Source organism: Paenibacillus jepli (assembly GCF_047238105.1).
Lineage (GTDB): Bacteria > Bacillota > Bacilli > Paenibacillales > Paenibacillaceae > Paenibacillus_D.
In genome coordinates this window covers 3,399,397-3,414,960 of the sequence record NZ_JBDFMD010000001.1, presented here as the reverse complement: position 1 = coordinate 3,414,960, position 15,564 = coordinate 3,399,397, and the positions used below count along the sequence as shown (strand labels likewise).

12 protein-coding genes and 1 pseudogene are annotated in these 15,564 nt (G+C 51.5%); 1 reads left to right on the top strand and 12 read right to left on the bottom strand.

Going from position 1 to position 15,564, the window contains the following annotated elements:
• Positions 1–74 precede the first annotated feature (74 nt).
• Positions 75–665, top strand: coding sequence for a spore protease YyaC (gene yyaC / locus ABC336_RS15045; RefSeq protein WP_413239403.1), 591 nt, complete (start codon positions 75–77; stop codon positions 663–665).
• On the opposite strand, the gene ABC336_RS15040 is transcribed toward yyaC, so the two are convergent.
• From ABC336_RS15040 to rsmG, 12 genes and pseudogenes are all read right to left on the bottom strand, one after another.
• Entirely contained in the window at positions 640–1,080 is a 441-nt protein-coding gene (locus ABC336_RS15040; RefSeq protein ID WP_413239402.1) for a DUF4446 family protein, read from the bottom strand. The two genes, yyaC and ABC336_RS15040, sit on opposite strands and share 26 nt — an antisense overlap.
• Positions 1,081–1,161: 81 nt before the next feature.
• Positions 1,162–2,325, bottom strand: a complete 1,164-nt coding sequence (locus ABC336_RS15035) for an aminotransferase class V-fold PLP-dependent enzyme (protein WP_413239401.1) — start codon at positions 2,323–2,325, stop codon at positions 1,162–1,164.
• 128 nt (positions 2,326–2,453) lie between these two features.
• Positions 2,454–3,305, bottom strand: a complete 852-nt coding sequence (locus ABC336_RS15030) for a ParB/RepB/Spo0J family partition protein (RefSeq protein WP_413239400.1) — start codon at positions 3,303–3,305, stop codon at positions 2,454–2,456.
• Positions 3,286–4,059 (bottom strand): ParA family protein, encoded by a 774-nt coding sequence (locus ABC336_RS15025; protein ID WP_413239399.1) that lies wholly within the window; start codon positions 4,057–4,059, stop codon positions 3,286–3,288. The genes ABC336_RS15030 and ABC336_RS15025 overlap by 20 nt, the downstream gene beginning before the upstream one ends.
• Positions 4,060–4,182: 123 nt before the next feature.
• A pseudogene (gene noc, locus ABC336_RS15020) lies at positions 4,183–5,008 on the bottom strand (nucleoid occlusion protein).
• Positions 5,009–5,971: 963 nt separating this feature from the next.
• On the bottom strand, positions 5,972–7,522 hold the full coding sequence (locus ABC336_RS15015) for a hypothetical protein (RefSeq protein WP_413239398.1): 1,551 nt from the start codon (positions 7,520–7,522) through the stop codon (positions 5,972–5,974).
• A gap of 21 nt (positions 7,523–7,543) precedes the next feature.
• Positions 7,544–9,313 carry an extracellular solute-binding protein gene (locus ABC336_RS15010; protein WP_413239397.1) on the bottom strand — a complete coding sequence of 590 codons (1,770 nt, stop codon included), beginning with the start codon at positions 9,311–9,313 and terminating at the stop codon, positions 7,544–7,546.
• A gap of 34 nt (positions 9,314–9,347) precedes the next feature.
• The gene (locus ABC336_RS15005; protein WP_413239396.1) at positions 9,348–10,256 is read right to left on the bottom strand and encodes a carbohydrate ABC transporter permease; all 909 of its coding nucleotides are present in this window, start codon (positions 10,254–10,256) and stop codon (positions 9,348–9,350) included.
• Positions 10,250–11,170, bottom strand: a complete 921-nt coding sequence (locus ABC336_RS15000) for an ABC transporter permease (protein ID WP_413239395.1) — start codon at positions 11,168–11,170, stop codon at positions 10,250–10,252. The genes ABC336_RS15005 and ABC336_RS15000 overlap by 7 nt, the downstream gene beginning before the upstream one ends.
• A gap of 205 nt (positions 11,171–11,375) precedes the next feature.
• Positions 11,376–12,995 (bottom strand): response regulator transcription factor, encoded by a 1,620-nt coding sequence (locus tag ABC336_RS14995; RefSeq protein WP_413239394.1) that lies wholly within the window; start codon positions 12,993–12,995, stop codon positions 11,376–11,378.
• A 43-nt stretch (positions 12,996–13,038) separates the two neighbouring features.
• Positions 13,039–14,805 carry a sensor histidine kinase gene (locus tag ABC336_RS14990; RefSeq protein ID WP_413239393.1) on the bottom strand — a complete coding sequence of 589 codons (1,767 nt, stop codon included), beginning with the start codon at positions 14,803–14,805 and terminating at the stop codon, positions 13,039–13,041.
• A 43-nt stretch (positions 14,806–14,848) separates the two neighbouring features.
• Positions 14,849–15,562, bottom strand: a complete 714-nt coding sequence (gene rsmG, locus ABC336_RS14985; protein WP_413239392.1) for a 16S rRNA (guanine(527)-N(7))-methyltransferase RsmG — start codon at positions 15,560–15,562, stop codon at positions 14,849–14,851.
• Between the last annotated feature and the right edge of the window lie 2 nt (positions 15,563–15,564).

Here is a 15,564-nt window from a genome sequence, read left to right as displayed (position 1 = left end):
GAACTTCCTCTCCTAGTATAAAACTGCTGGCCTGTCCATATACTAGTAACACACTATTCAGCCGGAGGGATCCTATGAAACTAGCAGCCCGTCATGATCTGCCCCTGAAAATCGCTTATACCGAACCAAACGTACAGTCCATCCTCACGGATCGTCTGACCAGCCATCTCAGTCAGCTCGGCCGCGATCGACAGCTCGCCATCGTCTGCATCGGTACCGACCGATCGACCGGTGATGCCCTCGGACCGTTGGTTGGATCGGCGCTGTCCAAATCGCGCAGCCCTCTTTTTCATATCTACGGCACGCTAGAGGCGCCTGTGCACGCGCTCAACCTCCAGGATACGCTGGATGAGATCGACTACAAGCACTCCTCCCCCTACATCATCGGTATTGATGCTTGTCTGGGCCAAGTCTCTAGTATCGGCTGCATCCAGTTGGGTCAAGGTCCGGTCAGACCAGGCGCGGGGGTTAACAAGGATCTCCCCCCTGTGGGCGAGCTTCATATGACAGGGATCGTCAATGTCGGCGGTTTTATGGAATACTTCGTCCTCCAGAACACCCGCCTTCATCTAGTCATGCAGATGGCGGATCTCATCTCCGGAAGCTTGCTTCACAGCATTCTCTCTGTCCGTCCGACCTCTATGACTGCTGCAACGCAAGAGTAATCGCATGTTTTTCTTCCGGTGTGAGCGCGTAAGGCGACTCTCCCCCTGACAGCGGCTTGGCATAAACATACGTCTCGTCCCGACTGTGCAGGCCGCTGAGAACCACACCGTCCTGCTGGGCGTTGATAAGCGCCAGGGAAAAACTCAAGTCATTGCCTTGCTCGGCAAATGCGTTGTACCGGTGGAATCCAATATGACCTTTGAATTGACCGAATGCTTGGGCGATCGCGTTGATCTCCGCTTCCTGAAGCTGCTGACGTTCGCGCAGACCACTCATTCGATCCTGGATATCTGTCAGCAGTCCCTCCAGATTATCGATACCGACACTATCCATCATCCGCCGATATTGTCTCTTTACCCGATTGAACTTCACAGTCAACACCAAATTCCACAGGAACAACACAAATAACATCATTGCTATAACTAATCCACCGATCTGTACTGCCGAGATATCTCCCATTGTAATCCTCACTTCCCCATTTGCTCTACGTTGCAATCAATAATGGCTGCTGATCTCTTGGATCGCTGAGACTAACGCATCCGCATCCGCCTCACTCGTATAGCAGCCCACGCTGGCTCTCACTGCTCCTGTATCATTGGTGCCCGCGCAATGGTGTGCTTGCGGCGTGCAATGATATCCTGATCTTACGGCAATGCCATAATGCTGATCCAGGATGAACGCAATCTCGGACGGATCAGCCTTCTCCAGAACAAATGAGACAATGCCTGTCCGTGGTTCGCCTTGCTCCGGCCCCAGTACACGGACACCGTTGATCCGCATTAACCCTTCCATCATCCGCTGTGTCAGCTGCCACTCATGTTCATAGATCCGCTTAACCGTCATTTGCTTTATGAACACAGCCCCTTCCCGGAGTCCGGCGAGACCCGGTGTATTCTGTGTACCTGCCTCATAACGATCAGGACGAATCGAGGGCTGATCCGGCGCCTCCGACTGACTGCCTGTCCCTCCGTGCATATGCGGTTCCAGATCAACCTCCGGACTGATATACAGGCCTCCCGTTCCCTGAGGACCCAGCAGTCCCTTATGCCCCGGAAAAGCAAGCATATCGATCCCCATTCCTCTGACATCGATATCCAGCACACCGGCACTTTGCGCAGCATCGACCAGCAAACGCAGATTATGACTCTTGGCGATCTCACCCAGCTCCACAATTGGCAAGATGCTGCCAAGGAGATTGGAGCTATGATTGGCGATGATCATCGTCGTTTCAGGACGGATCGCCCCTTTGACCCGTGACGGATCAAGGTTACCCTTTGCATCTGTTTCTATATAGCTCACTTCAACATTGCGAGTCTGTTTCAGATACTCCAACGGTCTTCTTACCGAGTTATGTTCCACCGCTGTGGCGATAAGATGATCTCCCGGTTTGGCGTAGCCTTTGATAGCAAGGTTTAGTGCACCCGTTGTATTTAGACTAAACGCTATGTCATTGGGATTTTTGATATTGAATAAGCTAGCCAACTGTTTACGCGTATCGAATAACACTCGACTCGCTTTAACAGCCATCTGATGACTCCCCCTGCCAGGATTGGCCGCTTCTTCTTTCATAGCCCTATAGACCGCCTCAAGGACCTCTGGCGGCTTCGGCCAAGACGTTGCTGCGTGGTCCAGGTAGATGAGTGGCCTTTCTTGCTTCACGTTATCACGACCTTTCGCAATCCCTGTTTCAGCTCAATTTCCGTGCGAAAACACAAAAAGAAAAGCATACCTTAGTTTAATCTTTCCACAGAAAGAAAACAACTCAGGCATGCCCTAAGGGAAGTGAATTAAGCCAGTCTCTCCAGCAGCTCCAGCAATCGTTCCAGATCCTGTTTGTTGTAGTACAACAATTCGATGCGACCCTTGTCTTTTTGTTGTTTGATCTTCACCGTCGTCTTGAAACGTTCCCGTAAGGTTTCTTCGATGTTTTCTAAGTAAGGATCACGTTTTTTTGCTTTTGCAGACCGGACCGGGTCTTCTTTCTTCTGGCTCAGCGACTGAATCGCTTCCTCCAGATCGCGCACGCTCCACTCGTTATCCAACGCCAACCTTGCCAGTTCTTTCTTCTGCGCATCTTCCTTGACGCCGGCGAGCGCCCTTGCGTGCCCCATGGACAATGTTCCACGTGAAACATTGTCCTTGATCTCAGGTGGCAGGGACAGCAAGCGGACGAAGTTTGCAATATGCGACCGGGATTTGCCGACCTTTAAGGAAAGTTCTTCCTGGGTCAAATCAAACTTATCCAATAAGGCCTGGTATGCAATCGCAATCTCAATCGCGTTGAGATCCTCCCGCTGCAGGTTTTCGATAAGCGCGATCTCCATAACTTGCTGATCTGTAAATGAGCGGACGACAGCCGGGACTGTGTCTGCTCCGATCAACTTCGAAGCTCGGAAACGACGTTCTCCGGCAATGATCTCATAACCCTTCAATACACTCCGAACGATAATCGGCTGGATGACGCCATGCTGCTTGATTGACTCAGCCAGTTCTTTGATCGAGTCGTCATCAAAGGTTTTGCGAGGCTGATATGGGTTCGGGCGAAGCTGTGTCAGTTGAATTTCAATTACTTTGTCATCATCATTTACAGACAGAGACGGGATAAGAGCATCCAGCCCTCTACCTAGCCGCTTGCTCATAGGTTATCACTTCCTTCGCCAATTCAAGATAGACCTCCGCCCCTTTGGACCTGGGGTCATACGTGATGATGGATTGACCGTGAGAAGGCGCCTCACTCAGCCGCACATTGCGAGGGATGATCGTCTGGTACACTTTTTGTTGAAAGTATTTTTTTACCTCTTCGATCACTTGCATCCCGAGGTTCGTTCTCGCATCGAACATGGTCAGCAATACGCCTTCTATTTGAAGCGTTGTATTCAGGTGCTTTTGCACCAGTCTCACTGTATTCAACAGCTGACTGAGCCCTTCTAAAGCATAGTATTCACACTGGATTGGTATGATGACCGAGTCTGCCGCCGTCAACGAATTGATCGTCAGGATACCAAGTGACGGCGGACAGTCGATCAGAATATAATCAAACATGTGCTTCACTTGATGCAACGCCTTTTTCAAGCGCACTTCACGGGAGATCGTCGGCACCAGTTCGATCTCTGCTCCCGCCAACTGAATCGTGGCCGGGATAATCGTAAGATTGGGAATCTTCGTCTCAGCCATTGCGTCCTTGGGATGAACTTCATTAATAAGCACATCATAGATGCAATTCGTGACGTCGCCCTTATTAATCCCTATTCCGCTAGTCGTGTTGCCTTGCGGATCGATGTCGACCAACAGCACACGCCTGCCCAGCGAGGCCAATGAAGCACCCAGGTTGACAGAAGTCGTCGTCTTCCCGACGCCACCCTTCTGGTTCGTAATGGCAATGATTTTGGACAAACCGGCTCACCTCGAGTCTTTCATAATATAGCCGTTGATGACAGACCGCGTACAAGCGATTTAGCCGTCCTTAGCCAGGACGGCAAATGCATGCAACATTTTCTTGCAAAGTGCTGCGGTTCATCAACGCTTAGGGATGCGAATGACAATTTCGTAATGATCTTCGGCATCCTTTTCATCGGTTTTTATCTTTAGTCCCGAACCGGATACCATCTCGATGGATTGTCGGATCGTATTCACAGCCAGCCGGACGTCCTTTGTAAAGGAGATACGTTTGGTTTTTTTAAGCTTGCTGGTTTCTTTGTAGAAAGCTACTCGCGCTTCCGTCTGTTTGACGTTGAGGTCCTTCGTGAGGATATCCTCCAGCACCTTGAACTGCAGCTCCGGCGTCTCAAGTGCTAACAGCGCGCGAGCATGCCGCTCGGTAATCTTGCGACCGATCAAAGCTTCCTTTACCGGGTCGGACAGATTGAGGAGCCGGATCTTGTTGGCGATTGTCGATTGGCTCTTGCCAAGCCGCTGCGCAAGACTTTCCTGCGTTAGATTGTGAAGATCAATGAGCTTTTGATAAGCAAAGGCTTCTTCGATAGCAGTCAAACCTTCTCGTTGGAGATTCTCGATAAGGGCGATAGAAGCCGCTTGGCTGTCATTGAACTCGCGGACGATACCGGGGATGGTGTCCATACCCAGTTTCCGGACCGCTCGAAACCGCCGTTCGCCAGCAATAATCTCGTAACGGTCGTTGCGCATGCGCACCACGATGGGTTGAATAACGCCATGCGTCTTAATGGTCTGGAGCAATTCATCGATTCGTTCATCGTCAAATATTGTGCGCGGCTGATAAGGACTGGGAAATCTGGTCGATGGGCAGTTGCTTGACTTCATCCTGATTGGAAACACTGGTCGAGCGGTCTCCCAGACCGAATAGGCGCGAAAATTGTTCTTTCATATGGTTGATTACCACCCAATTTCATTATACCGACTATTAAGTACATTCAAGGTGAAACGGCTATCGCCGTCCTCTGGCGGCGTCGCTAGTTTCATTCCGGAGAAATAGAAGCCAAGTAGATGTGTAAAACATATACTTTCTTATATTTCAAGGTGAAACGGCTTCGCCTAACCGTTTTGCAAAGCAAAACTGGCTCCGTAAGCACACGGCGTCGCAATTTTCTTTCCGGAGAAATAGAAGCCAAGTAGATGTATAAAACATATACTTTCTTACTAATTCACGGATGCTTGCCAGTGTCCTCTCCGGATGGATCACCAGCTTCCCCTTGAACACACGGTCGAGAATAGAGATGTCGCACGTGCAGACGCCCCGAAGAACAACCCGTGCATAGCCTCCAGGCAGTATCTGGTTACGATTGCGGTCTCATTGTTAGAAAAGCCCGCCTTTGCGCGCAACGCAAGGACAGCGAAAAGCTCTGTCGTTCATCCCACAATGCGGTGAGTCTGCCAACGGACTCGCAGACTCTCTCACCGTATCCTCTGAATTCCAACAAAGTCAGTTCGCGCTATGAGAGATTAAATCGTTCTCGTGTTCCACACGCCTAGTGACACGCTGACTACACCATTTCGCCAATCGCCCTGCATTCTCCTGCTTGACGAAGGCGATTGGAAAAATTAAAATAACCCCACAAACTTTCATGACCTAACGGTCACCGGCGGGCAAAGGAATGTTCCACGTGAAACACCTTCCCAGACTGTAATTATAATGAATGAAAGGTGTCGCTGCAAGGTGGGATGGCTTCGCCTAACAGTTTTGCAAAGCAAAACTAGCTTCGCAAGCACCGGCGCAGTATGTTTCATTCCGGAGAAATAGAAGCCAAGCAGATGAGGAAATCATATGCTATTAAATTTCAAGCAAATACCCCTATCTATGCCTCGTAGCTGCACAAATAGGGGAGCTTATTTAAAACTGTATTTTTATTCTGTTAGCCTCTGGTCTCAGTACTACGCTCCATTGGTTCGTATCGACAGCCTTGACGTCTTGCAAACCAATCGCATAAGAGTAACCCTGATATTCATACTTAATCCCATCCGCTGCTGCTTGCATCTCAGGCATTTCAGGGGTCTCCCCCCACACGATCTGCAATCCCCAGTTCGATGCTCCAGCGTTGCTGGAGACTGTCATGCCCCTCTCTTCGAAATGCATCGTCCAGATCGAGCCATCTTCCATCTCCAGCGTCACAGCGAGCTCCCCGGCGACCGACTCATCTGTGGAGAGGTCGCATACAGTCAGCGGCGATTCGTCTCCCGCCTCATCATAGACAACCGGGTACATCCCCGATATCGTCTGGTCGTCGCTCCACTGGGCCCCGTCCACGATCGGCAGCGTATCATATCTGCTGTCCCGCTCTTCGCATACTGCGTTCAGGTATCGTTCCTCGTAATTTTCGTCGAACAGATGGATATCGCGCACCCGTAACTCCCCATGCTTCCGCAGCAGATTGGCCCGATAGAAGCGAGAGCAGTACCAGATCGATTGATGCCCCTCTTCTTTCCAGTCAGTCAGTGCGCTGATGGAGGAGGCTGGTGTCAGCGGATACCGGCGCCGGAACCATCTGCCAGACTCTGCTAACGTGACCACTGCGAGTCTATCCGCCGCTTGCAATTCGACCAATCGCTCGATCTGATCCTTGAATCCGCTCTTGATCAGCTCCCAGCCGAATGAATTCTCCTGCCCTACCTGCGCATAGCCGAAGGAGACCTGCTCCGGTCTGAAGTTGACGTCGAAGAACCAACGTACCCAGTCCGGTATCCCCCCGCCCCCTTCGTGAGTGGCATACACCGGTTCGAGGGTAATGACGCTTTGGCCATTTGACCCTAGCTTGGCTTCATACTGATAGATCGGATCGCTTCCCAGCATACGGAAGATAGGTACAGGAATCTGGTTGTCAGCCGTCTGCGCGGGCATGAATCCGTTGCGCCGGCTGGCATAGTAGGCTTGGTTATAGTAGCCACCCCAGAGCGTGTAGCCGTCCGTCCCCCACTGATCCTTGCAATTGCAAGAAGCAACGATCTGATATTTGTCGGACAGATAGGCGAGCAGATGAGCGTCGATGAACCAGGAACCGACAGACTGCGGATAGTAACCAAACTTGTTGTGGAACTCTGTCATCACCACATCGGCCAGCCGTTCACGCTCTTCCGGGGTATAGCCGACAGAGAACCCTACATGCGAATGCCAGTCCCACGGATAGCGTCCCCGCCATGGGATCCCCGCTTTCTCAGCCATCGGCTGTACAACTTCAAACCATATTCCGATCTCCTGCAGCGGATCCGTATCATGCAGCATCTCCGTAAAGCGAGAGTCAATCAAAGCATCGTACTGGAGCAGCCAGGTGGCAGGCAGTTTGTGCTTTCGCACCAGGGCAAGCTGCTCACGAACGGGCTCGACAAGATCTATCGATTCTCTTGGTTCAACTCCGCGGATAAAATTAATGATATTGACTTGATTCAACGATTATCACTCCGATTTCCCTTATTCCCCAATGACAGCTGGCTGATCTTCGTAAACATTGCGCGGCAAGCTCCGTTTGATGTCCACGGTAATCTTTCCAGCCGGGGTTTCGCTATAGGCCTGAAATTGCTCATTAAACTCGGCGATCGTTTCCTCATCATGACCGCGGACCTTCATCTCGTTCAAGAACTGGTTATAGGCATTGTCAAACATTTGCTCATTTTCAGCGAGTAGCAGACGAGCATAATATTGAAGTCGAATGTCATTCTGCACGGGGCTGTACTTCTCCACCGCGCCGCCGATGATCGGGCGGATCCGGCTTGATGCAGGAATCAGGTCGAAGGTGCCCTGTTCGCGATTGATTTCTTCTGCTTTGTAAAGCATCGCATTGTTGGCCGGCCATGGCGGCTCCAACGTTTTGATGTGTGTATTCCCCACACTGGCCAGATGCTTCCACCACCAGAACCCGTGCTCCGTGACGCTGGCCATGCCTCCCGAACCGCCTCCCCAGAATTCTGGTCCACGGAATACCTCGTCGTTGACAACCACGACGTCATCTTCCATCGTAAAGGCGCCCATCTCCTCTGTCCCATACTCCATGAGGATAAAGGCTTCCTCGGTCTGCATCCAATCGATAGCCTTCATCAAAGCGTCAGGATTGCTGATGTCTGCACTGAGGCCGGTTCCATTGTTGCCAAACGGATTGAAATTGGCATATTGGGCCAGCTCTGCACCTTCATTTACCGGCAGGTAGGTCGGACTGAACCAATTGTCCGGGAACCCTTGCTCTTCCAAAGTTTTGATCGGAGTAGAGTTGGGGATATTATTGCTCTGCATAAGCGTAAGATTCGGATTGTCCCATCCTGCGAATAACATCGCCCCGAAACGCAGGTTGTTCACTTTCTCCACGAATAGATCCTTCTTATGAAAGGAAGTTTCCGGATCAAGCAGCCCCTGCAGGTGCATGCGGTTCAACCAGCGGAATGCTTCTTTGAATTCCGGCATCTGATAATCGGGGATCACCGTGCCGTCCTCCTGTTCGTTCCACCCATTCCCGCTGCTGCGAACGCCGAACATGGACATGACCACTTCCAGACCTGCGAAGTTCTCGCCTCCGAGCGACAGCGGGATGATCGGTCGTCCTTGCCCATCCTGCTCTCCTTTGGCAGCTTGCAGATACTGCTCAAACCCCTCTATCGACCGTAGATCGTCCCTTGTCATGCCGACTTTCTCCAGCAAGGTGTCGTTCACCCACAGCCCCTGGGCATTCCCTTGCCAGGCCGACGGCTCATCGACGTAAGGCTCATAATTGGATGGGATAAAATAGATATGACCGTCAGAAGCGCGCCAATTGTCGATAATTCGATTGTCTATCTTGGCCAGATTCGGGTATTCGCTTTCATTTTCGAAATAATCGTCCAAGGGCAGCAAACGGTTCTCATCAATCAAACGGGACCATAGGACACTATCTGATGGCAGGACGATGGCATCCGGGAAGCTGCCGCCAACCAGCTTAAGATTGATCTGCTGGGCAAGGTCGCCGCCATTGCCGATCTCGACATTCTCCCATTGAACGCCGGAGCGTTGCATCACTTCCTGGGTAATCCTGCCGTCCAGATTCACGGGTGTAGTGAGCGCGGGAACATAAAGCGAATAGGAAGGCGGTGTCTCCGTCTCTCCCTGGGAGCCTTCTGTGCTGCTCCCCTGATTGGTGCAAGCGGCCAGCGCCACTGCTGTCATGACCACGACAGAAGTCCGCAGCACACGTCTCATTTTCTTATTGGCAATCATCGTTTATCCCCCTAATTTTCAAATGCTTGCGGCTCTACTCTTTCACGGAGCCGATCAATACGCCTTTGACAAAATATTTCTGCAAAAACGGGTAAATAAACAAAATCGGTAAAATGGTCACGACTGTTGTAGCCATCCTTACGGATTTGGACGTTACGGCATCGGGATTGTACATACTTGCTTCACGGGCTTGGTTAAATTGCGTGGAGCTGATCATATTGCTCGCTTCCACCGTACTCATCACGCGCTGCAGATAGGTCGGCAGCGGTTGTAGCGAGATGTCATGCACGAAGAACGCGCCTGTGAACCAATCGTTCCAATGCCCTACAGCTGTGAACAGGCCCAAGGCCGCCAGCAGCGGTTTGGAGAACGGCAGCACCACGCTGAAGTAGACACGGGTGTAGCCGGCGCCGTCGATCTTCATCGACTCGATGACGCTCTCGGGGATGTTGTTCTGAAATGACGTCTTCATAACGAACATATTCCAGACGCTGAACAGACTCGGGAAAATATACACCCAGAAATTATTGATGAGGCCCAGATTGACCAACTGGATGTAGAACGGAATGAGACCGCCGCTAAATAGCATGATGAACAAAAAAACAAATAATAGCTTGTTGCGTCCAGGCAGTTCCCTGCGTGACAAAGGGTAGGCAACCATCGATGTAACCAGTAGAGACAACACCGTACCGATAACCGTACGGCTGACTGTAATCCAGAACGCATTGATGACTGTCTTATCTGCAAGAATGACTCGGAAGTTGTCCAATGTGAAGGATCTCGGCCACCAATAGATGCCGCCGAGCGCGGCGTCCCTGCCTTCATTCAAAGATAAGATAAATATATACCATAACGGATAGGCACATAGAAACGCAAAGATAGTGAGGATCAGGCCGTTAATCAGTGTGAATATCCGGTCTCCCGGCGTCATGCGATTTACCATAGGCCTTCCCCGCCTATCCGTTTGGAGATGGAGTTGGTAAGGAGCAGCAGGACCATGGAAATGACACTCATGACCAATCCGATCGCTGTCGTCATGGAGTACTGAGCCTGCCCGATGCCGAGCCGGAGCACATAGGTGTCGATAACTTCCGCGACTGCAATATTCGCCGGATTAATCATCGCGTAGATCTGGTCGATGCCGACGCTGAGCAATCCGGGGATCGTCAGGATGAGCACAATTGAGATGATCGGTACGATCGCAGGAAGCGTGATATAGCGCATCTGGGTAAAGCGCCCCGCTCCATCTACTACAGCCGCTTCGTACAGCACCGGATTAATGCTTGAGATAGCGGCCAGATACAAGATGGTCCCCCATCCTAATTCTTTCCACATACTGCTGACAATAAAAACCGGTCTAAACCAGGATTCACTGCCCATAAAGGCGATCGGATCGACACCAAGATTCCTGAGAATCGAGTTGGCCGCACCGCTGTCGATCGACAAAAAGGCATCCAGAAAACCAACTACGACGATCCAGGATATAAAGTGCGGCAGGTAGCTGAAGGATTGGACTGTTCGTTTAAAAGCATAATGCCGAACCTCATTGATGAGCAATGCAAGAGCAATTGTTGTCGGAAATACGAACAGCAATCGCAGTACCGTCAGTAAAAACGTGTTCCCTGTGGCCCTCCAAAAGTCAGAGCTGGCCGTAAATTCCTTGAAATTTTGCAGCCCAACCCATGAGCTTCCCCAAATCCCGTCCCGAAAGCTGTAATCCTTGAATGCCATCTGCAGCCCTAGAATCGGGATGTAGTTAAAAAGGATGATCAATACAAGTCCCGGTACGAGAAAGAGGTACAAGGGCAGAAGTCCTTTTTGCTTGATGAGTGACAGGCGACGAATGATGATGGGCAACCTCCCTTCAGGTACGGGCTGTTCATCAGCCTTAGCAGAATCACATGCGCAATGTGTAAACCAAGTATAAATCGCTGTAGAAGCGCTTTCAATAATCGCATCACACGAAAAATTACACTCTGGCACGATCTTTATATTTCAACAAAAACGCCCCTCTCCCGTTTCTACAACGGTTTAGGAGCGCCAATTGCTTTATTTTGTTCCCTTACTCCAGACTGGAAATGCCGATATAAGACCGATACTGCTTGGGCGTATACCCGGTAATTCTCTTGAATAAATTAGTGAAATAACCTACATTGTGGTACCCCACACGTTGTGCGACTTCATACAGTTTCAGCTGGGGGAGCTGGAGCAGCTCCTTAGCCTTGTTCACACGGATCTGGATCAATTGATCGGTGAAGGAAACGCCCAGCTCGGTGCGGAACAACTCGCCTACATAGTTCGGGCTGAGGAAAACATGCTCTGCCACGTTGCGCAGCGACAAGCTCTCTTCATAATGAGCATGCATATAATCAAGCGCATGCTGGATAATCATCTGTGTAGAGCTTTTTTTACGTTCTGCCACGAAGTCGCAGATGCGGGTGACGATTCGAACGATCTCCCGCATCAACTCGTAATCACTCGGGCACTCGAGCATCTCCTCCCACAACGACTTCTCTGTGCCGATCTGGCTGCCGATATCCCCGATCTCCCCTGCGACCCGACTGGCAGTACTGACCAGGTGCATGCATAAGCTCCTTAGCTGAGCCCCATCCATACTCGCATCCCCTGCTATCCCCCGCATGATCTCGCCCAGCAGCCCCAGACTAGTCTGACTGTCTCCGACCCCCAGCCCTTCCAGAAATTCTTGCATCAGATTCTCGATGCTTTTACCTGTTGCAGAAGCCGGATCACCGATGTGCTCCCAGATATAAAGCTGGCGTTCCTCGCTGATCAAACGTTGGTTCACCGCTCGCTGCGCCAGCAGGAAACTGTCGCAGATCTTCCCCGGCTCCGTCACCTCAGGACCGAGACCGGCATAAATGCTGCTTCCGGGGATGTCAAGACCTCCCCGTCCGATCGATTGCATGAGCTTCTCGGCCTCTTGCTGGAGCACAGCAGAAGCGTCGCTTTGCAAGATCAAGACCAAATGTTCACGCGGAGTGGTCGTCGCTGCAGCCAGAGCGGCACCCAGGCTCGAAGCGGCGACCGTGCGGATGGATCCGAACAAGCTTTGGCGGTCTTCAGGAGTCAATGGCAGGTTGGCATCCATGTCTACCACCAGTACCATCACACGATACCTCTCACAGGATCTGAACAGATTCAAGCTGGAAGACCGTGACACGAGCTCCTCCTCTGACAATATCAGTCCGTGAAGCAATTCCTGCAGGAACTTGTCGCGGGCCATCGGCCTGAACGTATCCAGCTGCGCCTTCAAGCGTTGTTCTTCCTCGCTTTTTGCCCATGCCGATTGAATCGACATGCTGATCTCCTGCAATATCCCTTCCAACTCGTCAAACAGCACCGGCTTCACCAAGAAAGCATCCACACCAAGACCTACAGCCGCCCTCGCATACTCGAACTCCTCATAACCCGTAATCATAATGACCCGCAGGTTATGATTGGCGGCACGCATGGCGGCTGACAATTGCAACCCGTCCATCCCCAGCATCCGGATATCCGTAATCAGTACATCCGGCGGATCTGCATAAGCCAGCCGGATCGCTTCCTCTGCCGCTTCCGCTTCGCCTGTTACCCGCATACGGTATCGCTTCCAGTCCACATGCCGGATAATGGATTTTCGCTGTCTTTCCTCATCATCCACGACATATACCTTGATCTCCATAGCTTCCTCCCCCTTATGATCCGCTCGCTATGCATCTCCTTCGTCAGAAGGACTGCGGGATCTCCAGACGAACCGTCGTGCCGTTACCGCTCGAGCTATGGATATCCATGCGGTAGGCTTCACCATAGTGTCTCTTCAGACGCTCGTTGACATTGGATAGTCCAAAGCCGCCGCTGCTCCCCTCTTCTTTTGGGTTGCGGGGACCAATCCCACTCAGCCTGGCTTGAAGCGCATGCAGCTGGTCCTCATCCATTCCTGTTCCGTCATCAGTGATCGCGATCCATAGGCGACCTTCGAGCAGCCCAGCTTGGATCGTTATACAGCCCCGGCCGCCGCTGTGTTTGAAAGCATGCTGCAGGGCGTTCTCTACAAGCGGCTGCAACGTGATCTTGACGATCCGGCAATCCAAGACGTCGTCCTCAATCTCCCATACCGTCTGCAACCGGCCGGGGTAACGCCAGTTATGGATCTCGAGGTAAGCGCGTACATGATCGAGCTCATCGCGCATGGACAACCTGTCGCCTCCCCGATTGAGCGCAAGACGGAAAAATTTCGCAAGTGCATCGATGGTTCCGCTGATTTCTGCTGATTTTACATCCATGGCCATACTTTTGACAAGAGCCAATGTATTGTAAAGGAAGTGTGGATTGATCTGCGCCTGCAGCAGACGAAGCTTTTCTGTCTCCGCAGCGATCCGGGCCTCTGCGCTATCCTTCAGCGATTGATTCAATCGGATAGTCATGCTATTGAACTCTTCCTCCACATCGGCAAGCTCGTCCTGGCCGTGGACGACGGTGCTCAAGCCCAGATCGCCGTCCCTCACCTTGCGCATCTGCCGGATCAGAGCATTCAAGCGGTTCGAGATCCTTCTGCCGAAGCCTACCAAAACCGTCAGGGTGAGTACGACGAACAGGATGCTGACCGCAATCGCCGCACTCCGTACAAGCCGCAGCTGCTGCCACAGCTCCTCCTGCGTGACGACCGTAATGATCTTCCAGCCGAGCCGGTTGGTCTCAAACATGACCATACTTTGTTCTCCTTCGATTTTGGCTGAAAAGGATCCCTTCTCCGCCTCGAACACCTGCTGATAATAAGGAAGCTCGTTTACGGCAAAGCCCGGTTGCTCATTATTGTATCTAATGAGTGATCTCCCGTTCTGATCCGTTATGATAACGTTGCCTTTTTTAAACTCCAACGGATTGAACAATTGGCTGAGCAGCGCTTGATTTGTTACTTCAATATGCACGATTCCAAACCGTTCATTGGTTAAGTAGTCTATCATCCATTTGCTCAAATGCAACGCAGGCTGTGGCTCCGGCCCTTCCCAATTGAAATGCCAGTAGAACTGCTTGTCCACCCGTTCCATCGGATGAAACCATGAATAGGCTTCCGCTTGCTCCATGTTCAGGACGACGCCGCCATCTGCGTTCAAGGAGGGATTGGTCTTGTAGAACTGCACCTTTCTCATGGGGAAATAGGCACGAATTCGGTTAGTCACAGCATTCAACTGTTGAAGCGACATCACTACGTCTTCGAGTGAATCGTACTGTTGTGTCAATGTGGTTGTGATTCGAGGATCCAAAGCCATCTGCATCATAATATTTTGGTAGCCCGTTATCCGGTATTCGATGTTTTCATTCAACTGATACATGACTTTTTCCAACATTTCGCGGCTCTCATTTTGCGCCAGCTGAAGGCTTTTGGAGAACAAAAAATAACCGGTAACTAGTACCGGCACAATAAGAAAAGCGATAATAAGAATGATAAGCCTCTGCAGCAACCTGACCCTTCGCCAGTGCTTGATGAACATGGGAAGATCCCCCTTTATAGAGATCGTTCAACATTTCTATAATCTATAGCAGCGGCGTCTTCACCGGCGTACCCGCCTTGCGGGGGTAAGTGCGCGGGGTCGCTAGTTTGTCGATCAGGATAACATGACGTTCCGACTGCTCCAGCGGCAGCTTCATCGGGATGATCTGCCGGACCTTGCCTTTGAGCTCACGCAGACTGCGCTGCGCTTCGTCTACCTCTTCCCGGGGGTCCGTTCCCTTCATCGCCGCGAACACACCGCCAGACCGAGCAAACGGCAAGCATAACTCGTTCAATGCAGCCAGACGAGCGACCGCTCTCGCCGTGACAAGATCATACTGGTCCCTGTGCTCCTTCTGTCGCGCGACATCCTCTGCGCGTCCATGTACGCACTCGACATCCTCCAGACCGAGTTCCGAAGCTACATGCTGAAGGAATTGTATTCTTTTGTTGAGCGAATCTACGATGGTCACCTTCAAGTGAGGAAAACAGATCTTGAGCGGCAGGCTCGGGAAGCCTGCACCCGAGCCAATATCCGCTATCCTTGCTACATCGGCCATGTCTGTCACGACAGACAGCGTCGCCGAATCATAAAAGTGCTTTTCGTACACGGCATCACGCTCGGTGATCCCCGTCAGGTTCATCCGCTCATTCCACTCGACCAGGAGATGAAAGTAGCGGTCAAACTGCTCCAGCTGCCGGTCATCTACGGTTAGACCTTGTGCCGCCAGCAGTGCGGCAAAGCTTTCGTTAGTCATCG